We start from the raw sequence: 21,043 nt of genomic DNA, 5'->3' as shown, positions 1-21,043 counted from the left end.
GCCTTGGCCGGTGTCCGCCTCGCTCGGCCGTCAATCGAACAGGCTGCCTCCCCGGCTGTCGATGACCCGGGAGTAGAAAGTCGCGCTGGCCTTCGGCGTACGCTTGCGCGCAGCGTCGGAGAAGTCCACCCGAACAATGCCGAATCGCTTCGCGTAACCGAAGCTCCACTCGAAATTGTCGAACAGGGACCAGACAAAGTAGCCCCGTGCATCCACTCCGCGCGACCTGGCGTCAAGCAAGGCCTTCAAGTGATCTTTCAGATATGCGATCCGGTCGGCGTCATCCACGCGGCCGCCGGTGACCACGATATCCGGGCACGCCGCGCCATTCTCGGTCACATAGATCGGCGGGACATCGTAGCGATCGGCCAGCCAGCTTAGGGTATCTTTCAGTCCCCGCGGATACACCTCCCAGGCCATCTCGGTGTGGGGTGCATCGGCCTGCGGGACCGCAGCGCCGAAAAAGGGGGGTTTACCCGAGGCTCGTACCACCGATCGCGTGTAGTAGTTCACCCCGAGGAAATCCACCGGCCGGGAGATCCGCTCCATGTCTTCGCCGGCGGGCTCGCGCCAGGCGCCCCCGTAGATCCGCGCCAGCGCCCTGGGGTAGCGCCCACGAAACAGCGGGTCGAGAAACTGGCGGTTCATGTAGACATGGGCACGCGATGCGGCTTCGCGATCGGCAATCGAATCGCTCGCTGGATACTTCGGCTCCAGGTTCACAGCGATACCGATCCGGTGGCGCCCCATTTCGCGGTAAAGGGCGACGGTATCGCCGTGGGCGCGCAGCAGGTTATGGGCGGCGACGGCGGCCTCACCAAGGTCCGCGTGGCCCGGGGCGTGCACCCCGTTGAGGTAACCGGCATCGACAACGACCCAGGGTTCGTTCAGGGTGATCCAGTGGCGCACACGGTCGTCCAGGGCGCGGAACATGACCTCGGCATAGTCTGCGAACCAGCCGGCGATGTCCCCGTTCAACCACCCGCCCCGGTCGTCCAGGGCGGCGGGCAGGTCCCAGTGATACAGGGTCAGGAAGGGTTCGATCCCGTGCTCGAGCAGGCGGTCCACGAGTCGATCGTAGAATCCGAGGCCCGCGCGATTGACCGCACCGGTGCCTTCGGGAATGACACGCCCCCAGGCGACACTGAAACGGTAGGCGCGGAGACCGAGCGTGGCCATCAGGGCCACGTCGTCGTTCATCCTGCGATAGTGGTCGCAGGCGACGTCCCCGGTCTCGTCGTTCGCGACCCGGCCGGGCGTATGGGAGAATCGGTGCCAGATGCTTTCGCCGGCCCCGTCGGCAAGCGGAGAACCCTCGATCTGGTAGGACGAGGTTGCGGCTCCCCAGACGAACTCCAGGGGGAAGCGCGGATCGCTCATTGCGGCAACTCCGGGTCGGCGGCATCGCCTTCAGCCGGTTCCGTGTCCCTAACGATCACGAGACGCCGGTCTGGCGCCACGTTCTCCATCACCTGCATCCGGCCATCGGGCCAATGGACCCTCACGGCCTCGACCGTCTCCTCGGGACCGAGCCCGAAGTATACCCGGTAGTGTCCCTGGGAGAAAAACGAGCCCTCGGCGTGTCCGACCGGATTGACCTGCTTGCGGCCTCCGGCCTCCACCTCGACCCGCGCCCCGATGGCCTGCGGGTTTCCGCCGTCACCGGCGAGGTCAAGCTGCAGCCAGTGGTTGCCGTCCGGTTCGTTCCGCACCGCATAGAGGGTCCATTCCCCCTCGTCCTCCTCCTGCTTCCCGAACAGCTTCGCGGTCAACGCGGGCTTGAGATTTCGCTTCAGCGCCACCAGCAGGTCACGCGACCCGTCGCCGTCGAGGTCCGCCCAGGTACTCCTCGCCCCGGAGAGATGGAACTGCCCGGGCAGATCGAACCGCCCGGTCCTCTCGAATCGGCCCGCATCGGTCTGCCGGTACATGCCGCCCGGCAGGCTGTGCAGGTCCGTGCGGCCGTCGTTGTCGTAGTCCACCCAGTCGGCGGTGAACGAGGCCGCCGGCAACCCGATCTCCCGCGGGTCCATTGCCTTCAGCGTACCCGCGTCGTTGCGGATCAGGAGGTTCTGTTGCTTGCCGGAGGCGATGAAGACATCGAGATCCCCGTCCGCATCGAAGTCCGCCATCGACAGTTTCGCCAGATTCGCGAATGGGCCTTCGCCCGCCCCTTTCACCGGCAGAGCCCGAAAGGTGCCATCCTCGTTGAGGTAGAGCGCGGGTCCGCCCTTTGCGTACCACAGCATGTCGGGGTCGCCGTCTTCGTCGACGTCGAACCAGAGAAACGAGCCGGGTTCCGGCATCGCCAGGCCCACGTCACCGGCGACCTCGGTGAACCGACCGGCTCCGGTCTGGCGGTAGAGACGGTTGGGATCCTCCAGGGCGACACCGGCGGTCCTGCCGCACACGACGTAGAGATCGAGCAGGCCATCGACGTCGAAGTCCACCCAGGCGGCCTGGCGGCCCGGGCAGGACGCCTTGTGGATCCCGCTCGCCTCGATCTCGTTGGAGTAGGTCCCATCCGCTGACAGGAACAACTCGTCCTCGGTCCCCGGAGCGATCTGCGCGATATAGCCACGCATCCCGCCTCGGCCGATGAAGACGTCCAGCACCCCGTCCGCGTTGAGATCGGTCCACGCCATCGAATGACGGTCCCTCAGCAGGATATCGAGCTCATGCCGGTCGGGGTTGATCCGGAACCTGCCGACGAACACCTGATCGAGCGGCAGGGACGCCGGCAGGGACACACGCACGGGAATGCCGTTGGTCGGATTCGGTCCCGTGGCGACGATCATCCTCTCGCCCGGTGCGAGCGAGAAATCGATCTGCGACCGCACCAGGCCCTCACCCTCGCCTTCCTCGCGAATGCTATAGCTCCCCTTGGGACAGTCCACGCAAACCACCCCCCAGGGGATGGCGACCTTGCCCGACACGGGACCCGGGACCCCGCCCCCCCGATTCCAGAGCACGAGGGCCCCGCCGGCGAACCCGAGATGGAAACCCGAGTCCCGCAGGGGTTCCCCGGCATGCCCTTGTTCGAGTCCCGGGAAACCGCGCACCTGGTTCAGTCCGAGGTCCGCGACCCGGTTCCCGGAGAACCCCAGTCCGGATTCCCCGAACGCGACGAACTCTCCGGAGGAATGGTTCGTCGTGAAGATGTCCAACTGACCGTCCCCGTCGAAATCGGCAACGCCGGCGTCATCGAGGGTGTAGACGGTGGCCAGCGGCTGCATCCAGTCGGGCACGCCGCTGCCGACGAAAAACCTGTCGAGTCCAATCACGTAGAGGACCGCGAGGACAAAGACGGCGCACGCCGCCAGCACGATTGCGAGACGTTTCATGATCCCCCCCGGGATGGCATGGGCGCGTTTGCCGACGCGGCGATCGGGGCGCCCCTGGGCGAACGTGATGGTACCTGCAAGCTGTGGTTGGGTTTCGAAGACCTTGCCGGTCAGACGTACACGCGATCGGCCACCGGTGCGGTGATGCCCCGGATCACGGCTCGCTGGACCGGGTTCAGCCCCTTCTTTCGTTCCGACCTCGCCCCAACCTTATTCTCTAACAGCGCCGCATCGATCCGATCGACCTCTAGGTAGTCCACCACGGTGCGGAGGTCGAAGTTACCCGAAACCAGGTCCTCGTAGCGAACAAGCATCCCGCCGACCGCCTCGTGCCTTTCCAGGAAGCCTTCGGCCAGGTGCCGCCAGTGATGGGCGAAAGCGACTGGAGAGCGGACCTTGTAGTCCGGCCAGAAACTGTACCAGTTCACCCCGAGGCAGGAACGGTAGCTGTCCGCGGGGTCGCGAACGAGAAACAGAAACTTCGCCGACGGGTACAGCCACTTCAGGTAGCGCGCGTGGTCGACGGTCAGTCGCACCTCCTTAAGCCCCCAGCGCAGCGAGGCGTCCGGCAGGGGATCTCCGAGCCAAGCGCCGACGAACTGCCGGTGCGCCGCGTGCAAGCTCGAGACCGGCGGCAGGAGGTTGGCGATCCACTCGGTGGTGAGCTTTTGCGGGTCGGTCTCGTCCCGGAAGTGCCAGTCAGGCGGCCAGTCCTCCCTCATGGCCACGAGGCCAACGGTCAGGCGCTGGATCACCGCACACTGGTCGAAGGGTTCTCCCCACAGGAACACCTGGCCGCTCGACATGACCAGCCGCTGCAGCAGTGTAGAGCCCGAACCCCACCCGGCGGCCAGGACGAATACCGGAGCAACCCCGGAATCCGGCGCCGCGGCGCCGGGCCAGCGATTTGCGATGGCATCGAGCGCCCTTGAGATCAGAGCAGACGCATAGACTTCGGGCGGAACCGAGCGCCGCTTGACGGCCTCGCTGCCGAGCACTGCGCCGATCATTCGAATGTTTCGGTCATCGGGGCACCGGGTGCGGTTGGACCTCCGCAGATTCTACGCACCGTTCGAGGGATTTCAATTCTTGCGGAAAATCAGTCCCGCCGGACAACGCTTCGCTGACCCGACCCGGGGCACTACGATGATCGCGGAAACGGTCCATGTACTCTATGCTTTGCCGAGGCACTCATCTGCGAAAGGAAGACTCATGACCTGGGAGGCGTGGTTCACCATCGGCGTCGTCGCCTTGTGTTTCGGCCTCATGGCGTCGAACCGTCCCGCTGACGTGACCCTGGTCGGCGGCATCACGCTGTTGCTGGTGACCGGTATCCTCACCCCCGCCGAAGCGCTCGGAGGGCTCGCCAACGAGGGCGTTGTCACCGTCGGCGTACTGTATGTGGTGGTGACGGGGCTCCGCGAGACCGGCGCCATCGACTGGATGCTCGGCCCTGTTCTGGGGCAACCCAGATCGCTCGCCGGGGCCCAGGCGAGGATGATGGCCCCGGTCGCAGCCATGAGCGCGTTCCTCAACAACACACCTGTCGTTGCGATGTTCATCCCGGCGGTGGTGGACTGGACGCGAAAGTATCGCCTGCCCGTGTCGCGGTTGATGATCCCGCTGAGCTACGCGTCGATCGCGGGCGGCACCTGCACCCTGATCGGCACCAGTACAAACCTGGTCGTCAATGGTCTGCTGCTCGAACAGGGTTGGGAACCGGGCATCGGGATGTTCGAACTGGCCTGGATCGGCATACCGGTGACGCTGTTGACCTTCGGGTACCTGATCCTCCTAGGGCCCTTGCTGTTACCCGACCGCAAACCCGCGATTACCCCAAGTGGCGACCTGCGCCGTTACGTGGTCGAGATGGAGGTGGAGGTGGCGGGTGCCCTGTGCGGCAAGACAGTCGAGGAAGCTGGACTACGGCACCTGCCGGGACTGTTTCTCGTCGGCATCGAACGCGATGGACGTGTCCTTGCGGCGGTACCGCCCGGCGAACCGCTGTACGGCAACGATCTTCTGATGTTTGCGGGTATCGTGGACTCGATCGTGGACCTGAGAAAGATCCGCGGCCTGCGACCGGCGACCGATCAGGTAAACAAGGTCCGCGCGAGCGAGGAACAACGCACCCACATCGAGGCAGTGGTCTCGAACAGCTGTCCCCTGGCGGGGAAAAGCATCCGCGAGGGCCGATTCCGCACCATCTACAACGCGGCAGTCATCGCAGTGGCGCGCAATGGCGCGCGGATCGCGGAGAAACCAGGCGACATCGTACTGCGACCGGGCGACACTCTGCTACTGGAGGCACACCCGGATTTCGTCGTCAGACACCGAAACTCCCGGGACTTTTACCTGGTCAGCCGCCTGCCCGGCTCCTCCCCCCCAAAACATGACCGCGCCCTGCGCGCAATCGCCATCCTCGCGGCGATGGTCCTTGTCGTGGCGACGGGCTGGCTCAGCATGCTGGAAGCCGCCCTGCTGGCTGCCGGGATGATGATCATCACACGCTGCACCACCGGCCGCACCGCCCGGCGCAGCGTCGACTGGCGCGTGCTTATCGTCATCGCCGCCTCCTTCGGCATCGGCAATGCGATGGAGTCCACCGGTGCCGCGGCGGCGATCGCAGGCGGACTGATTTCCCTGTCCGGCGGTGTCGTCTGGACCGCACTTGCGGCCATCTTCACGGTGACCGCCGTCATCACGGCCCTGGCCACGAACAACACCGCTGCGGTGTTGATGTTCCCCGTCGCGCTTGCCACGGCGCAGAGCATCGAGGCGGCGTTCCTTCCCTTCGTGATCACGGTCATGGTCGCCGCCTCGGCGAGTTACGCCACCCCGATCGGCTACCAGACCAACCTGATGGTCTACGGTCCCGGCGGCTACCGCTTCACCGACTACGTCCGCGTCGGCCTGCCCCTGACGGTGGCGGTCTGCGCCATCACGGTCGCCATCGTTCCACTGGTGTGGACGCCCTGAGCCACCCCGAGCTTGCCCTTGTTGGGCCAGTCTGCGGTAACCGCTGCATCGACTGCAGTTCCTGACGGCGAGGCGGGTCTTCAGCCATCGCGAGGTTTCGGCTATCGCCCGGGCGTCGTGCAGGCGAAGGCGGGAGGGAGACTTTTCATCCGCTTCATACGCCGTCTGTCGGTCCAGGACCCCGTAACCGATCGCTCTACGAATTTTCCGTCAGGAGTTCCGCTCCGGAAAGGCAACGAGACGAGCAGTTCACTCCTGAGCAGGAAACCTGCTGCCCCGCGATGCCACACGCTGGAGCGAGGACGGGGAATTCACCGAGCGGAGTAACTTCGGCCTCCCCCGCCGTCGTCAGCGCCCATTTGCGGCAGTCGTAATAGCGTATCTCCTCGGTGAAAGACGGAAAGCGGCCGCAATTAAAGTAGCGCCAGTAGAAGCTGTCGTAGCCCCGGCAAAGCCCCTCGGACGGGTCGAGCAGCGGGCAGGCGTGGCCCCCCGGTTTGCAGCAATTCGTGCAATCGCCGCAGGACTTGCCGTGAGTCCAGTCGCCGCGGGAAACCGTGATGGAAGAGTCGGGTACCGAACGCGGCGGGCTGGCCAGGGGAACCGAGAACATGAAGGCGCGACCGTGCCGCAGCATCATCCCCGTCAACCGCAGGGCGTGGGGGAACAGCCCGAGGCTGGCGCGCCAGTGGCGCCAGAATCGCCAGTCACCGAAAAAGTACCACGTCATCAACGGCGCCGTGAGGAAGCCGCCCACCAGCGTCACCATGGAAAAGACGATATAGACGATGAACGCGAACCGGGCCGTGCCCCAGCGAACCGCCTGCAATTGTCCATGCATCCCTGCCAACACCCCGAATACCTGCGATTGAATTTCGCAACAAGATGCCTTCCGTTGCTCCACAAGTCAACCTCATCAATCTACCCAGGTGCGGAACGTTGATGTCTCCCTTCGGTAATTCATGGTCCCGGGGGTAAGGCCTTGCACAAAGGGGAAACCGACTTTTTTCCAATCCCTTTTCACGTGAGAGTGTTGCACAAGTCCCAGAGTCCGAGTGGACAGATAAATACGAGCGCTGCAAGCACCTGATTTTGTTTAATCCCCTCACCCTGATCCCACCCCGTGATTCGCACTACCCATCGGGACAAGGCGACTTACAACCACCCTCCAGGGACAAAGGGGGGGAATGGACTCCAGATAGTATTACCTTGGCCAGTCAAGCGATGCTGGCGGGAAGAAAATAGAAGGCAATGCCAAGGATGAAATACACCGCCAGGAGTTGTATCCCTTCCATCCAATGAAATTCTCCGTCTACCGCTACAAAGTTGACCAGAATGGACGCGAGGATAATTGACAGTACCTCAAGGGGTGTAAACACCAGGTCCATTGGTTGCGGCCCGATAAAGAAACTCAGGAATACCAGTACGGGAGCTACGAAGAGGGCCACCTGGCTACTGGAACCAATCGCAATGGTTACGCTGATATCCATCTTGTCCTTCAACGCCATCATGACCGCCGCGCTGTGTTCAGCAGCATTACCGACTATCGCGATAACAATAACGCCGACAAAAACCTCGGTCATACCTATTGTTTTGGTCACTTCCTCCACAGAATGAACCAGCAATTCACTCATAAAAGCGACGCCGATAGTGGAAAGGGAAAGCACAATCACCGCCGTTTTGACCCTCCAGGCTTCGAATGCGCCGTCTTCGGTACTTTCGTAATCCGTAGTGTCAAAAAGGTGTTTATGCGTCCGAAGGGAAAATACCAGACTGAGGACATAGGTCGCGAAAAGTACGATCGCAACGTCCAGGCTAACGTCCAGATCCGAGGCGGCGATTTCCTCGGCCGGCAGATCGCTGCCTGCCAGTAGATAATAAAACACGGCGGGAACCACAAGCCCCGCGGTACTCAGGATCAGCAGGGTCGAGTTCATCCCTGCCGCGGTTACATTGAATTTCTGAGTTTTGAATCGAAATCCTCCGGCCACCACACTCAGTCCCAGAACCAATAGTATGTTTCCAATGATCGATCCGGTGATGGACGCTTTTACCACCCCGTAAAGACCTGCTTGAAGCGCGAAAACGGAAATAATCAATTCGGCGGCATTGCCGAATGTTGCATTCAATAAACCACCTATCCCCGGCCCTACATGTTCGGCAAGATGCTCCGTGGCTCGCCCCAAGAGCCCCGCCAATGGGATGATGGCAAGCCCGGAGACGATAAATATCCACGTTCCACTCGCATGGGTAAACTGCAATACAAATGCGATAGGGACGAAAATGAGAAAGAAATCTAGAATATTCAGTTCCCAATTGCCGATTTTCATCGTGATTTTCCTGGTAGCCTTTTGGAATGGAAACCTAACAATACTTCCCGAACAGCGCAGATTGTCTTGACGAGGAAGTGGGAAATACCCGAGCCTGGTTTACTGAAAAGCTGACGCGAGACAACCAGCTCACGGTCGTGCTGCGGCGAAATCATCAGTTTGATCCTCAGCGAGCTGATCGAGGTGCCCTTTTTGTACTCCGCAGCTTGGATGATACCGTCTTGCGCCTTGCCCAGTTGGCCAGCGCCAGAATCCTATTTCTTGGCAAATTCCGGGTTCTTGTTCCAGAGCTAGGCGCGCAACGAAAGTGGGTCAATCGAATTCCTGGTGGGGGTTTGGTGCTTTCTTGCAGGGTCAATTAATCTTTGAATCCTATGACAGTGCAACTATTGCCCCTGACCGGCCGACGGGATCCGGCCGGGGCGAGCACCGTTGCGGTGCCGAAATTTCCCAACCCGCACAACTTCGGCCCATCATTCGCGCCCCCACTGCAATGACATAGTTCGACTATGCGCCTGTTGTCGCGCCTTGATGACGAACCAAAATCCGGCGCGATCTGGTATGTCATTTTCCGGCAATCGCCTAAAGCGACTGGTCGAGTCGGCTGCGCCGCTTTGCCCGATCGTGAGCGAGGCTCGACACATCGAGCAGTTGATCGCACCGGACTTCGAACGACTCTGCACCCTGGCGCGGAATCTTTGGTGGAGCTGGAACACAGCCGGCCCCGCCTTGTTCCGTGACCTCGAACCCGTACGATGGCGCGAACTGGACCAGGACGGCTGGGCGCACGAGGACTATTTCGACGTCGCCGAGAACTCCGAGGACGACCGCGCCCTGACCGCTCCTCTATACGGCAGCAACGACCGCACCCGAATCCGCAAGGAACTGCTCCTGGGTGTCGGCGGCGCGTTACCGAACAGGCGGCGCGGCGCAACTCCTGAACTGCTCGAGAATCTGAGACGCTCGCTCAATCTGGACACCCTCACCATCGGATTCGCGCGGCGCTTCGCAGAATACAAGCGAAGCCACCTGCTGCTCGGCGACCTGCAACTGCTCGATCAACTCGTCAACAACCCGCACGCGCCGGTGCAGTTTCTTTTCGCCGGAAAGGCCCACCCCCGGGATGCTGTCGGCAAGGGCATCCTGCAGCGCATCGACCGCCTGAACCGGGACCCGTGCTTCGCCGGTAAGATCGTATTCGTCGAGGACTACGACATGAACACCGCGCGACATCTGTTGCAGGGAGTCGATGTCTGGTTGAACAATCCGCGCCGGCCGCTGGAGCCCTCCGGCACCAGCGGCCAGAAGCTCGTACCCAACGGCGGTCTCAACCTCTCTGTGCTGGATGGCTGGTGGGCGGAGGCCTGCGACGGGCGTAACGGTTTCGCCATTGGTAACGGGGCCACGCACTCCAACCAGGAACTGCAGGACCGCCGCGATACCGAGGCGTTGTTCAGGGTGCTGCTAGAGGAGGTCGTCCCGCTGTATTATAATCGCCGGCACGACGGTCTCCCGCACGACTGGATTGCGCCCATGAAGCATTCAATTCGAGCCCTGGGCTGGCGCTTCAACGCCAACCGTATGATCATGGACTACGTGCGGCATTGCGACCTCCGGGCGGCCGGCGGCGTTTCAAGCGATATGCGCCCTGACTAGGAGCCTGTCGGATTTAGGCGATCGTAGCGAGCATGGTGGGAGAGCGAGACAAAAAGTTCACGATTTCGAGGCGCATAGTGGGCCTACGCAACGAGGAATCGGGGATTTTTTGGGCCGTTCTCCCATCAGCGCAGTAGATTGTTCCTAAAGCCGACAGGCTCCTAGGGAAGCCCCGACTGATATGTCACTGGACATCGGCCCGGAAAATAAACTGGATTCCTGGTCATGTCCCGCCGTGCGAGAAAAACGTATTCGTGGAAGATTTGACACGACTCACTCGATTCGTGTTGATGTAAAATCGCTCCTTTACATTTATCGAGTCATCCAGCGACAAAAATGCAGTTGTAGTATCCGGCAATGGTCACTTGGGTTTTGCGAGGGCCATTGCCATCCCACATCGAGCATCCCGTACCAAAAACCCACCAAACAGGATCCATCTGATGAAAAAGCGCTACCTCAAGACCAAACCCGTCTGCAAGGTTACCTTCGATCTCCCGGCCTCAATCGGCCCGGCGAGACAAGTCTCGCTCACGGGAGATTTCAATGACTGGAACGTGGAATCCACACCCATGAAGCGGCGCAAGGACGGCTCCTTCACTGTCACCGTCGATCTGCAGCGCGACGCGGAATACCAGTTCAAGTACCTGATCGACGGCCAGCGCTGGGAGAACGACAAGGAGGCCGACAAGTACATCCAGGCCCCGGTCGGCGGCGGAGAAAACTCGGTCATCGTCGTTTAGACACCGGCACCACAACTCGCCCGGGACACGTTCGCGCGGTTTCCTGCCCGATGATCAAGTCGCCACGGAGCACCATTGAAGGAACGCATCAGGCATTCAGGCGACGCTAGGGAATTCCACACCTCCGAAGGTTGTTACATCGCGGCGCTTTCGAACAGCGTTGAAGACCCCGATGTCTCTATTGCACGGGCCCGCGTGGCACCCGGTGTCACGACCCGCTGGCATCGCCTCGCGGGAACCGTGGAACGTTATGTCATCCTGGAGGGTCGGGGGCGCGTGGAACTCGGGGACCTCGCCCCAGCAGAGGTAGCAGCCGGCGATGTCGTGCTGATCCCCCCGATGTGCCGCCAGCGGATCACCAACACCGGTTCTCGGGACCTGGTGTTCCTGGCGATCTGCACCCCGCGGTTTTCGATCGACACCTACGAGGAAATCGAGGATCCAGCGGTACCGCGAGACGCGTCGGATTGACACTCAGGCCCGGCGGCGGCGCGTCCTCATGCTGACCGGGTCCGGCAACTTTTTAGTATCCACGCACTTTCCCGCTTACCCTCAAACAGGGTGTATCCCTCGCGCTCCTCCAGATACCTCAGCAGGTCCACGATCTGGCTCTGGGCCTCGGCCAACCTTTGGCGTCCCAGGATATCATCGGCGTTCTTCGCGTTCCCTTTCCTGACCGTGGGCCCAGGTCACCACAGCCCACACACCCATCGCCAATGGAACCAGCCACTGCATGGAGAACCTCACACGTTGTCCGGTTTCCGGAGCGAGCCCCGGTATTCTGAGTATCGATCCAAAGGCATGGATTGTTCAACCCGTGGTATCGGAGGTTCGCACCGAGGCGCGGCACTCCCAAGTAGAGTGCCTACCTGACCAGCGCCACTGGAATCTACACGTATCGAAGGACGTTCTGCGCCACGGAGCCGAGCAGCAGATGCGTCATTCCGGACCCGCCGTGGGGACCCATGAGGACCTTTCCGTGTTTTTCCCCTAGTGCTCTGTCCAACTGATAATTACGGATTCCGCCGATACGCATTCCCGTGCATCGCGGAGATGCGCGATGCGTCCGGCGCGAATCATAGTACGGTCCACAAGGAAGGGGGAGAATGCCTTTGTTGCCTCGCTGTCCCGACGTACCTTGAGGAATAATCGAATGGGGCGAACATCCGTCGTTCTAGACGCTGTGGGGTTCGCGGCCGAGTGTCTCGGGCGCGGCTCCTGGGACGATTACGTCTAGGAGCCTGTCGGACTTAGGTGATCGTAGCGAGCATGACGGGATCGGACTCCGGTTCCCAAGTACGACGAATTGACAATACGCAACAACGCCACCCACGCAATCCAGAGTCATGGCGTTTGTTGGGAAGCTGGCGCATACTGTCTTTGTGACATCAATTTTGGTCAAGAAAAGGGCTGACGCCGATATCGCTGTTCGTGTTTCCAAGTCCCGGCAACACAGTCGGCGAGTGACTTTCCCTGCACCATTCCAGGAGCAAGATACATGGTAAGCATGAAAACATTGGCAGCCAGCGCGCTGGTTGCGGCGATTGGCGTTGCCGGACCTCAGGCCGCTTCGGCATTCGACATGGGGAACATGATGAACCCCTCGAAGTGGATGAATCCCAGCAATATGTTCGGCGGCAACAGAGGCGGCGACTATGGCGACCGCGGGTATGGCGGTGGCCCCGGTTACGGCGGGTACGGCGGTGGCCCCGGTTACGGCGGGTACGGCGGCGGCCCCGGTTACGGCGGGTACGGCGGCGGCCCCGGTTACGGCGGGTACGGCGGTGGCCCCGGTTACGGCGGGTACGGCGGTGGCCCCGGTTACGGCGGGTACGGCGGCGGCCCCGGTTACGGCGGTCAGCCGGGATACGGCGGTTACGGCGGCGGCCCCGGTTACGGCGGTGGCCCCGGTTACGGCGGTCAGCCGGAATACGGCGGCCAACCTGGGTACGGTGCCCCGGGGGGCGAGTACGGTCCACGCTGACAATCGACGCGCCCATAATCACCTAAAATTCGACTATAATCCGACATAAAAAGTTGACTGTATTGGGCCCCGCTTGCCGGGGCCTTTCCTTTCGCGACTCCCACCGAAGCAACGTCGAACACGGAACTTGGGCAGTAAACGATCTCATGTGTTCAGCGACGCATTCCACCGGCCTATGTCGATTTCAGGATTCCGGAATCAAGTCGACTCGGTTCGCGACAAACAATCAAATGAACTCGAGTGTGAACTCGCCCCATGGCGCCCCCGCGGCGTTGACTTGCGCTGCCAGCCTCGAAGCTTCGAAACGACCGTAGACACTGGATTCGTCCCAGACGCGCAAGGACCTTCGGTTCGGATCGAGAACAAAGCGGCCTCCGCCCGTCACGAGCAGCTCCGGGTGGTCAACAACCAGGGTCTGATCGTCAGCCCAGTCATGTCGAATGTCATGCCCCGCTAGAAACCACGCGAGCAGTTGATTGTGGTAGCGATGCTCGGTTGCAGCGGCGAACAGCAGGTAGTCCGTCCCGCACCAATGAACCTGGAGAAATTTGCCCTCGACCGGAGTGTCGGCGATGATTCCCTCCGGAAGGGTCAGAATGATGGTGCCCATGTCGCTGTCCCACTTCGAGGATTGTCTCACTGCCCCGCTTTTCTTCTTGCCCATGGTGGCCGAGCGAGGCAGACGTCGACGCAGTCGATTACGGCCGTGACGGCCGTCTTTGCCCCCGCTATGGACAGCAACGACGTGAACCGATATCTGGTCCCAAGCCCCCTTGGCTTCACTGCACCTCCTATTGACGGTAGATCTCCCGAACGAGTCTCAGGAACCACGGTGGACGCTCGAGCACGATATACACGAGAATCAACGCCATGATCGGAAGCCCGAGCGCCACGGCATCGATGAGTCCCAGAACCGCAATTGCGATGAGAGTCCTTGTCTTCGTGCTCATTAGTATTCAGGTCCGATCTGCAATTCCGCCGTTACGGAAAGCGCGCCGCAACCGAAAACGGACACCGTCATTGAGTCCTATGCATTGCACTGTGCCCACTCGTTCACCCGGCAGGCTGCTTGTGTCCCTGTCTCCGCACTCCTTGCTCCCATCGCAACGTCCGGCTTATCCGGTTGTTCAGCGGCAGCGTTGGCTATTCGACACACCGTATTCCAGCCCGTTGACGTTGGCCCCTTCGGCGGTTTCCGATACGGGCCACAGGTAATACTGTCCCTCCCCGGTTTCCAGGTACAGGTATGCCGCCCCGCCAAGGTCGGCCACCAGCCACCATTGACCGTAGTGAACGGTACGGCTGGTGCTGGGCATGGAGGTCCCCGGTGTGGAAAAAAACGACTCGGACTCGGACTGAAGGCCGTACTGCCCATTGCTGCACAAATCGATCTGGGTATTCGTACTGGAGGCAAAACTGTATCCGCCGTCTGACCCCGTACGTCCTGCCGAGTCGCCGCCGGAGCGATACAGCACCTTGTCCGCCAGTTTCTCGCGCCAGCCCTGCACCTGCGGCTGAGTCCATTGCAGGCTGTTGCCGATGCCGTCCACCGTGGTCTTGAGCGTACCTTCCTGCCCGGGCCCGCCAAGCGCCAGGATCGCAACGACAGCACCGTAACCACCCTGGCGAACCGTCCCGATGACACTACGCGGCTGGTTGTCGACCCACGCGGCGAATGTGGCATCGAGTGTCGCCGGATCGGGCCGGTTCACGGACCTGGGTAACAGGTTGATCCCCAGTTCGCTGACCGCCTCCACCGCAAGTTCGCCGATGGTATCGAGATCGCCCTCGGAGGCCCCGTACATGGCGATCATGGTCTCCTGCCGGGCATTCTTAAGAATTACCGCGCCGGCGTCTGCATCGTATCCTCCCGCGAATCCCTCGGGCACCTGAAAGGAAACCCCGACCCAGGGAGAGTCGATACGCTCGTTCCCCTGAACCGTCCTGACCGGCATCTGGGTCTCGGCAGGCAGTGAACCAGGCACGATCGCCAGCAGAAAGAACCCTAGACACCATGCAATTTTCGATTCATCCATTCTGTTGCCTCGGTGTAGTTTGGAAAATAGGAACGACCCGCCGTTCCCCGTCACCGCATTCTACTCTCGGTGCCGGACGATGGCCCGAAGCGAACGGTCAAGGTCGTGGATTGTCGATAGAATCGGTAAGGGGCACCATTGATGCCCGATCCATCCCGACGATTTCACGTTTAGCGGAGGCATTCCATGGAATTCGATCCCGAAGGCCGACGACTTCCGATCAAGGTCGATACCGCATCCAACGGCGAGTACTGCCCGAGGTCCCTGACCGGGGCGGAGATCGCCGCTAACGATCACGCGCGGGAATGCGCGGGAAACGCGGCGAGACGGCTGGGCGTCTCCAGACGGACGTTTCTGAAAACCAGCGCCGGTGCCGCCACGACGCTGCTCGCCTTCAACGAGGTGTACGCGAAGTCGGGCTTCGGTGGAGGTCTTTTCGACATCCCGCACGAGGCCGCCTGGGACTCCGCCATGGCCGATACGGTCGTCGGGGGTGAGGAGTTCATCTTCGATATCCAGACGCACTGCGTCGACCCATCCGGCGAGTGGCGGGAAGGGTCCGAAGGCAAGCAATGGGAGCGCGTCCTCAACCAGGTTTTCTCGCAGCGCAGGAAATGCACCGCCGGCGGATTCGACTGCTACTCCGCGGAACAACTGGTAAAAGAGGTATTCCTCGACAGCGACACGGATGTGGCCGTGGTCTCCGCGCTGTGGGGCGCCCGGGACAGCAATCCGACACCGATCGAGTATGCCGCCGAGGCTCGGGCCATCGTCGATACCCTGGGGGATGGAAAACGGGCGTTGCTGCACGGCGGGGTACTCCCCAACGAACCGGGCGCGCTCGACCGAATGGAAATCCAGGCGCGGGAATTCGGGGTGGCCGCATGGAAGACCTACCCGCAATGGGGACCACAGGGCACAGGATACTTCATGGACGATCCCGAGTTCGGCATTCCTATGATCGAAAAGGCACGCGAACTCGACGTCAAGGTCGTCTGCGCCCACCGCGGCATCCCACTCGGAAACCTCGACTACCGTTACTCGCACCCGGCGGACATCGCCCGGGTGGCGCGACGCTTTCCGGACGTCACCTTCATCTGTTACCACGCCGGCTGGGAACCCGGAGTCCCGGAGGGTCCCTACGCCCCCGACGAGGATAAAGGCGTGGACCGCCTGATCCGGGCCCATCAGGAAAACGGATTCAGGCCCAACGAGGGCAACCTCTACGCAGAACTCGGCAGCACCTGGCGCTACCACATGAGCAAGCCCGACGAGGCCGCGCACCTGATCGGAAAGCTGCTCAAGTACTTCGGAGAAGAACGGACCTGCTGGGGAACCGACTCACTCTGGTACGGCAGCCCGCAGGACCAGATCCAGGCATTCAGGGCGTTTCAGATCTCGGCGGAATGGCAGGACCGGTACGGGTATCCGGCCCTGACGTCGAACGCGCGGCAGAACATCTTCGGCCTCAACGCAGCCAGGGTCTACGGTGTGGAGATGCCGCCGGTACGCCAGGTGTCAAGGACCGGCGGGTTCGATCGGCTCAGGGAGCGGTACAGGGAAGCGCCCAACCCCAGCTTCCAGACCTTCGGGCCCAGGACACGCAGACAGTTTCTCCGGCTGACCGGTCGAAGCGGCGGCAGACCGGGTTGAGAGGCCATCGCCTACCAGCACCCAGGTCCGACACATCGCTGCGACGAGGACTATGGTGCTCGACTCGGCGTGGCAGTTTCAATGATCGTGCGAATTGGTGATCGGACACACGCAGCTTGCCCAGGAACAACGATATCAATCTGCAGCACTTGTGAATGCGGGCCACATGCCGACTGTACGCCTTCCCGAAACACGATCGAACCTGTTTAGGAGAAAGGTATTCCGGCGCGGGATTCAGATTCGCGCGCCACGGACCACGAATACGGGGTCCGAATTGAGCATCACGCGATAGTACTTGTCGTCTTCCGGACGCGGCCAGCCGGTCCACGATTCGGTTTCGAGCTCTCCAAATTGGCCGCTGCGGCGAAAGTAATCCAGCACCAGCCCCATGCGCTCGAAGGGGTGTAGCAGGGTCCAGAGGCGGATCACCTTCGGCGGGAACCAGCGATCGGAGAACGTCACGACGAAACGTCCCCCCGGGCGCAGCACCCGCGCCACCTCGGCGAAGACCTCATGGGGTCGCGTCAGGTACTCGACCGAGACAGTGCATACAGCGACGTCGAACTCGCCGTCGCTCCAGGGCAGGCGCGGTTCACGGTTGAGATCCTGGACCAGGGAGTCTTCCAGGCGAGCATTGGCCTTGAGCTCCTCCTCGTTCATGCCCAGACCCGTGACCCGGATCTGCGGCGCAGTGCCGTCCAGGTGCGACACCCAGCTGCTCATCAGATCGAGTACGCGGTCACCCGGCTCAATGGCCTTACGGTACGCCTGGTTGATGCATGCACGCGCCCTGCCGTCGATATGCTGAACCATGCGCGGCCGATCGTAGAACGCGTCGTCGGGCGCGGCATCCTCGCGCGCGAAGGCATCCGCCTGTTCGAAGTCCACGCGACCACCCACCGGCGGACATTGCATGCCCGGTCCGCTTTCAACCAGGTCGGCAAGGACGTCGTTGCAACTTCCGCCACGTTCCTCCTTGCTGTCGCGTTGCTCGCTGACACGCCCGCCGACGGTAAGCGGTGTCCCACCGAGCGGATGCCCCAGGTCGACCTCTACCCGATCGGGCTCGAGCCTCAGCACGCGAAACGGATGCCTGTCCTGACTGAACAGGGCGCCAGCGCCACTGATCTGGGACAGCACACCCCGCGGGTAGAAGCGGCCGTCGTACGGTCCGTGAAGATGGCGGCGATGAAAGGCATTTACCACCGGTGTTCGGGGCAAACCGCGTCGCCGTGGCGACACGCCGTCCGGAACCCCTTCCTCGGCCCCGAGCTCGACGACAACGAGGTCACCATCGCTGTCCCGCAGGCGTTCCTTGAGATCGCCGGGCATTGAATCACGCCAGGGATCGAGTTTGGGAAAGAATCGCCAGTCTCGATGTGCGGCATCCGAACTGCGCCAACTGACAAAGAATTCCGCGCTTGCCGGCTTCGTCGTGATCATCAACTACCTCCTGCCTTGCTTCGTCGATGTCGTTGGAAACTCGTGGTCCTACCCGCGCATATCGATGCCGAGGGCCGCCGCCAGCACCATCCCGGGCATGGCGTCCGCAGCCCCCAGGTGCGGTCCGGACTCGATGAGAACGTCCGGGAACCGCTCCCTGGCCCGGTTCAGCGCATCGGGAATATCCTCGACGACATGACGGCCTGCCGACAGGAAATACGGAATGACCGTCACCCGCGTTGCGCCTTGTTCGACGCAGCGCGCGACACCCGCAACGATGTCTGGTTCGGCAATTTCCAGGAAGGCGGGTTCGACGATGTCGAAATTGTCACCATCGAGGCTGCTCACGTGCTCCGCGAGCCGAACGACTTCCTCGTTGGACGAGGCACGGCGGCTGCCGTGGGCAATCAGTAGAAGCGCTTTCATGTCGAGTTTATACCTCCGGGAAAGGTCTCCCGCGAATCGTTGATCATCAGTTGACGGGATTGAATCAATCCGTTGTCCACGACGCCGGCCGACCTGTCGGCCGGTCAGGCGGCACCCTGGTTTCGACCAGGTGCAGCGCCAGTGCGAACTGCTCGCCGATGGGTATCGCCCCGTCGCGATTCAAGGCCCGCTCGTAGTCGAGCGAAAGCGAGCCACCGACGAAAAGCGGGCACGACAGACGGTTCGCCAGCTTCGCCAGCGCGGAAATCGTCGCTTCCCGGTCCGGTTCCCGCCCCCCCGCCAGGACCACGCCGCTCGCGCCGCACCTTTCGACCACCTCGGGCAGCGATTCCAGCGGCATGTCGATACCCAGATAGATCACGCGGAAACCCCGCCCGAGCGCCGCGAGCATGAACAGAAGCACACCCATCTCATGGCGGTGACCCGGAACGCACGCGACGACCAGCCGGGGGCCCCGCGTCCGAGCCGACGCGTGGTGCAGTCTTGCCCCGAGCTTGTTGCGCAACCAGGCGCTGAAGAAGTGCTCCTCCGCGATGCCGGTGGTACGGGCATTCCAACGCTCCCCAAGCACTTCAAGCGCGGGTTCGATCAGGTTTCGAGAGACCAGATCGAGCGGGTACAGCGAGGAAGCCTCGTTGTAAATCGCATCCAGGCGGCGCGGACTGAACGCCTCGACAGCCCTGAGCAAGTCGGTGAGATATACACGCCACTGTCCGCCTCGCCCATCCGGAAGTGAGGGTCCGATGTCATGCCGTTCCGTGGCTCCACTCAGCCGCTCGCGCCCCACTCGCCTGGCTACATCGCTGATGGCGTGACCGTCCCCGAGCAGTTCAAGCACCGCTTCGACGAGGCGGACGTCCTCTTGAGTGTAAAGACGATGCCCCTTCGGCGTGCGGCGCGGTTTCAGCAACCCGTAGCGTCGCTCCCAGGCGCGCAGTGTCGACGCGCCGACGCCGGTCCGCTCGGACAACACGCGGATTGGAAAGAATTCGATTTCAGATTGCGCTGCATCGACCATACGCCACATTGTACATATTTTTTTGACTTGTACAATTTTTATGTATAGATTATCGGTCCAGTCCAATTCGACCACTCATACACTGACAGGTGTAGCAATCGGCACTCATGGCATGAAGGGAAGAACTTTATATCGAAGGGGCACACGCCTTTTCGCCGCTGGAATACTGGGCCTGGCTTCAAATGCGATCGAGGCGCAGAGACCTCCGGCTGGAAGCGCGGACGGTGAGTCAATGTCTCCCTGGGCCTACTCCATCCGCGGGGGTGCCGTGCATCAGTTCGACAGCGACCTCGACGAGGGGGGCGCATACTCGGCGGACCGTTTCTACATCCAGGCGGGAGCCAACCGGCTCATGGGTCCCGGGCGCTTTGCCGGGTTGTCCATCGGTTACGGATACGACAACTACACGTTTGCCGGCGACAGCGGATTCAGTGGGCTCGACCCCTGGAGCAACGTCAACACGCTGCGATTGAGCGCGCCCATCCGCTGGCCTGTCGGGGAAAAATGGGCGCTTTTTGCACTGCCTACCCTGCGGGCCACCGCAGAGAGCGGCGCCAACCTCGGCGAGGGATTGTCCGGCGGGATCCTCGGCGGCGCCTCTTACAAGATATCGGAGACGCTTAGCATCGGCCCGGGACTTGGTTTGCTGACCGACATCGAGGAAGGCATCAGCGCCTTTCCGATCCTTCTGGTCGACTGGAAGATCACATCATCCCTGACACTGCGCACCGGACGCGGACTTGCCGCGACCCGCGGCCCCGGCCTTGAACTGGGGTGGGACCCTTCGCAAGCCTGGTCGCTCGCAGTCGGCGCGCGCTACGATTCCTTTCGATTCCGCCTGAACGACAACGGACCGTCACCCGACGGCGTCGGTGAGGAAAAGGGATTCCCGGTGTACCTCAGCGCCAGCTACAACGCTATCCACAGGTTGCGAATAAGCGCCCTCGGCGGCATGACATTCGGGGGCTCGCTCAGGCTGGAGGACGAGAAAGGTGACCTGATCGCTCAGTCGGACTACGATCCGGCGCCTTTTCTCGGACTGGTCTTCGACATCAAGCTGTAGCGGATCGGTCCATGGCTACGCGCGCCTGCTGCGATCCTTGACCCCAGCGTTCAACCATTTCCCAATCACGCCTCGGATCGCTCCGTCACGTACCCGTTGGTCCAGAAAGTGCCGCAGATGGCCCCAATCGACGTCATCGAAGAAGATCTGGATGTCGAGGTCGAGGTCTCCCAGGTTCCTGGACGACCCTTGCCTGCATGTCCCGCTCCTGGACCCCGGCGGACTGCTTGCATCAGACCCTTACGATGCAAGTAACGGCTCCCACACCCGTGCCTTTTCTGCGTAAACAGGGTCAGGTCTTGTCTCGTGCCTTTCCAGGTAGATTCACAATTCTGCCGATCCTTGAATAA

At 61.8% G+C, this 21,043-nt stretch carries 18 protein-coding genes; 7 read left to right on the top strand and 11 right to left on the bottom strand.

Features of this window, described 5'->3' with window-relative positions; translation table 11 throughout:
• Positions 1-30: 30 nt before the first annotated feature.
• From LJE91_08210 to LJE91_08200, 3 genes are all read right to left on the bottom strand, one after another.
• A complete protein-coding gene (locus LJE91_08210) occupies positions 31-1,380 on the bottom strand; it encodes a beta-glucosidase (GenBank protein ID MCG6868699.1) in 1,350 nt (449 codons plus the stop codon).
• Positions 1,377-3,344, bottom strand: coding sequence for a CRTAC1 family protein (locus tag LJE91_08205; GenBank protein MCG6868698.1), 1,968 nt, complete (start codon positions 3,342-3,344; stop codon positions 1,377-1,379). The genes LJE91_08210 and LJE91_08205 overlap by 4 nt, the downstream gene beginning before the upstream one ends.
• Before the next feature lie 110 nt (positions 3,345-3,454).
• Positions 3,455-4,354: a sulfotransferase gene (locus LJE91_08200; protein MCG6868697.1), complete on the bottom strand. Its 900-nt coding sequence runs from the start codon at positions 4,352-4,354 to the stop codon at positions 3,455-3,457.
• 202 nt (positions 4,355-4,556) lie between these two features.
• Between LJE91_08200 and LJE91_08195 the strand changes: the two genes are divergently transcribed.
• Entirely contained in the window at positions 4,557-6,323 is a 1,767-nt protein-coding gene (locus LJE91_08195; GenBank protein ID MCG6868696.1) for an SLC13 family permease, read from the top strand.
• Between the two features lie 196 nt (positions 6,324-6,519).
• Here LJE91_08195 and LJE91_08190 read toward each other — a convergent pair whose 3' ends face one another.
• Both LJE91_08190 and cax read right to left on the bottom strand, forming a co-directional pair.
• Positions 6,520-7,164, bottom strand: a complete 645-nt coding sequence (locus LJE91_08190; protein ID MCG6868695.1) for a hypothetical protein — start codon at positions 7,162-7,164, stop codon at positions 6,520-6,522.
• A 376-nt stretch (positions 7,165-7,540) separates the two neighbouring features.
• Positions 7,541-8,653, bottom strand: coding sequence for a calcium/proton exchanger (cax, locus tag LJE91_08185; GenBank protein ID MCG6868694.1), 1,113 nt, complete (start codon positions 8,651-8,653; stop codon positions 7,541-7,543).
• A 561-nt stretch (positions 8,654-9,214) separates the two neighbouring features.
• Between cax and glgP the strand changes: the two genes are divergently transcribed.
• The 4 genes from glgP to LJE91_08165 all read left to right on the top strand — a co-directional run bounded on the left by glgP (position 9,215) and on the right by LJE91_08165 (position 13,033).
• Positions 9,215-10,309: an alpha-glucan family phosphorylase gene (gene glgP, locus LJE91_08180; GenBank protein MCG6868693.1), complete on the top strand. Its 1,095-nt coding sequence runs from the start codon at positions 9,215-9,217 to the stop codon at positions 10,307-10,309.
• A gap of 440 nt (positions 10,310-10,749) precedes the next feature.
• On the top strand, positions 10,750-11,049 hold the full coding sequence (locus LJE91_08175; protein ID MCG6868692.1) for an isoamylase early set domain-containing protein: 300 nt from the start codon (positions 10,750-10,752) through the stop codon (positions 11,047-11,049).
• 75 nt (positions 11,050-11,124) lie between these two features.
• The gene (locus tag LJE91_08170; protein MCG6868691.1) at positions 11,125-11,520 is read left to right on the top strand and encodes a cupin domain-containing protein; all 396 of its coding nucleotides are present in this window, start codon (positions 11,125-11,127) and stop codon (positions 11,518-11,520) included.
• A gap of 1,036 nt (positions 11,521-12,556) precedes the next feature.
• Positions 12,557-13,033 (top strand): hypothetical protein, encoded by a 477-nt coding sequence (locus LJE91_08165; protein ID MCG6868690.1) that lies wholly within the window; start codon positions 12,557-12,559, stop codon positions 13,031-13,033.
• A 226-nt stretch (positions 13,034-13,259) separates the two neighbouring features.
• On the opposite strand, the gene LJE91_08160 is transcribed toward LJE91_08165, so the two are convergent.
• The 3 genes from LJE91_08160 to LJE91_08150 all read right to left on the bottom strand — a co-directional run bounded on the left by LJE91_08160 (position 13,260) and on the right by LJE91_08150 (position 15,069).
• Positions 13,260-13,673, bottom strand: a complete 414-nt coding sequence (locus LJE91_08160) for a hypothetical protein (protein ID MCG6868689.1) — start codon at positions 13,671-13,673, stop codon at positions 13,260-13,262.
• Between the two features lie 151 nt (positions 13,674-13,824).
• Entirely contained in the window at positions 13,825-13,983 is a 159-nt protein-coding gene (locus tag LJE91_08155; protein MCG6868688.1) for a hypothetical protein, read from the bottom strand.
• Positions 13,984-14,160: 177 nt separating this feature from the next.
• A complete protein-coding gene (locus LJE91_08150; GenBank protein ID MCG6868687.1) occupies positions 14,161-15,069 on the bottom strand; it encodes a hypothetical protein in 909 nt (302 codons plus the stop codon).
• A gap of 186 nt (positions 15,070-15,255) precedes the next feature.
• On the opposite strand from LJE91_08150, the gene LJE91_08145 reads away from it, so the two are divergent.
• A complete protein-coding gene (locus tag LJE91_08145; GenBank protein MCG6868686.1) occupies positions 15,256-16,722 on the top strand; it encodes an amidohydrolase in 1,467 nt (488 codons plus the stop codon).
• A gap of 234 nt (positions 16,723-16,956) precedes the next feature.
• On the opposite strand, the gene LJE91_08140 is transcribed toward LJE91_08145, so the two are convergent.
• The 3 genes from LJE91_08140 to LJE91_08130 all read right to left on the bottom strand — a co-directional run bounded on the left by LJE91_08140 (position 16,957) and on the right by LJE91_08130 (position 19,639).
• A complete protein-coding gene (locus LJE91_08140) occupies positions 16,957-18,165 on the bottom strand; it encodes a class I SAM-dependent methyltransferase (GenBank protein ID MCG6868685.1) in 1,209 nt (402 codons plus the stop codon).
• A 48-nt stretch (positions 18,166-18,213) separates the two neighbouring features.
• Positions 18,214-18,591, bottom strand: a complete 378-nt coding sequence (locus tag LJE91_08135) for a CbiX/SirB N-terminal domain-containing protein (GenBank protein ID MCG6868684.1) — start codon at positions 18,589-18,591, stop codon at positions 18,214-18,216.
• 64 nt (positions 18,592-18,655) lie between these two features.
• Complete coding sequence (locus LJE91_08130; protein ID MCG6868683.1) at positions 18,656-19,639, bottom strand: MerR family transcriptional regulator; 984 nt, start codon at positions 19,637-19,639, stop codon at positions 18,656-18,658.
• Positions 19,640-19,862: 223 nt separating this feature from the next.
• Here LJE91_08130 and LJE91_08125 point away from each other — a divergent pair, with 223 nt between their 5' ends.
• A complete protein-coding gene (locus LJE91_08125; GenBank protein ID MCG6868682.1) occupies positions 19,863-20,693 on the top strand; it encodes a hypothetical protein in 831 nt (276 codons plus the stop codon).
• Positions 20,694-21,043: the final 350 nt, after the last annotated feature.

The organism is Gammaproteobacteria bacterium (assembly GCA_022340215.1).
GTDB lineage: Bacteria > Pseudomonadota > Gammaproteobacteria > JAJDOJ01 > JAJDOJ01 > JAJDOJ01.
Note: the sequence above shows the minus strand (reverse complement) of the source record. Positions and strands in the feature narration are given on the sequence as shown.

Coding starts and splice junctions, on each gene's coding strand:
- LJE91_08200 (MCG6868697.1), bottom strand. CDS start 4,354: ATGATCGGCGCAGTGCTCGGCAGCGAGGCCGTCAAGCGGCGCTCGGTT.
- LJE91_08150 (MCG6868687.1), bottom strand. CDS start 15,069: ATGGATGAATCGAAAATTGCATGGTGTCTAGGGTTCTTTCTGCTGGCG.
- LJE91_08155 (MCG6868688.1), bottom strand. CDS start 13,983: ATGAGCACGAAGACAAGGACTCTCATCGCAATTGCGGTTCTGGGACTC.
- LJE91_08125 (MCG6868682.1), top strand. CDS start 19,863: ATGTCTCCCTGGGCCTACTCCATCCGCGGGGGTGCCGTGCATCAGTTC.
- LJE91_08205 (MCG6868698.1), bottom strand. CDS start 3,344: ATGAAACGTCTCGCAATCGTGCTGGCGGCGTGCGCCGTCTTTGTCCTC.
- LJE91_08130 (MCG6868683.1), bottom strand. CDS start 19,639: ATGTGGCGTATGGTCGATGCAGCGCAATCTGAAATCGAATTCTTTCCA.
- LJE91_08175 (MCG6868692.1), top strand. CDS start 10,750: ATGAAAAAGCGCTACCTCAAGACCAAACCCGTCTGCAAGGTTACCTTC.
- LJE91_08190 (MCG6868695.1), bottom strand. CDS start 7,164: ATGCATGGACAATTGCAGGCGGTTCGCTGGGGCACGGCCCGGTTCGCG.
- LJE91_08195 (MCG6868696.1), top strand. CDS start 4,557: ATGACCTGGGAGGCGTGGTTCACCATCGGCGTCGTCGCCTTGTGTTTC.
- glgP (MCG6868693.1), top strand. CDS start 9,215: ATGTCATTTTCCGGCAATCGCCTAAAGCGACTGGTCGAGTCGGCTGCG.
- cax (MCG6868694.1), bottom strand. CDS start 8,653: ATGAAAATCGGCAATTGGGAACTGAATATTCTAGATTTCTTTCTCATT.
- LJE91_08210 (MCG6868699.1), bottom strand. CDS start 1,380: ATGAGCGATCCGCGCTTCCCCCTGGAGTTCGTCTGGGGAGCCGCAACC.
- LJE91_08135 (MCG6868684.1), bottom strand. CDS start 18,591: ATGAAAGCGCTTCTACTGATTGCCCACGGCAGCCGCCGTGCCTCGTCC.
- LJE91_08165 (MCG6868690.1), top strand. CDS start 12,557: ATGAAAACATTGGCAGCCAGCGCGCTGGTTGCGGCGATTGGCGTTGCC.
- LJE91_08145 (MCG6868686.1), top strand. CDS start 15,256: ATGGAATTCGATCCCGAAGGCCGACGACTTCCGATCAAGGTCGATACC.
- LJE91_08140 (MCG6868685.1), bottom strand. CDS start 18,165: ATGATCACGACGAAGCCGGCAAGCGCGGAATTCTTTGTCAGTTGGCGC.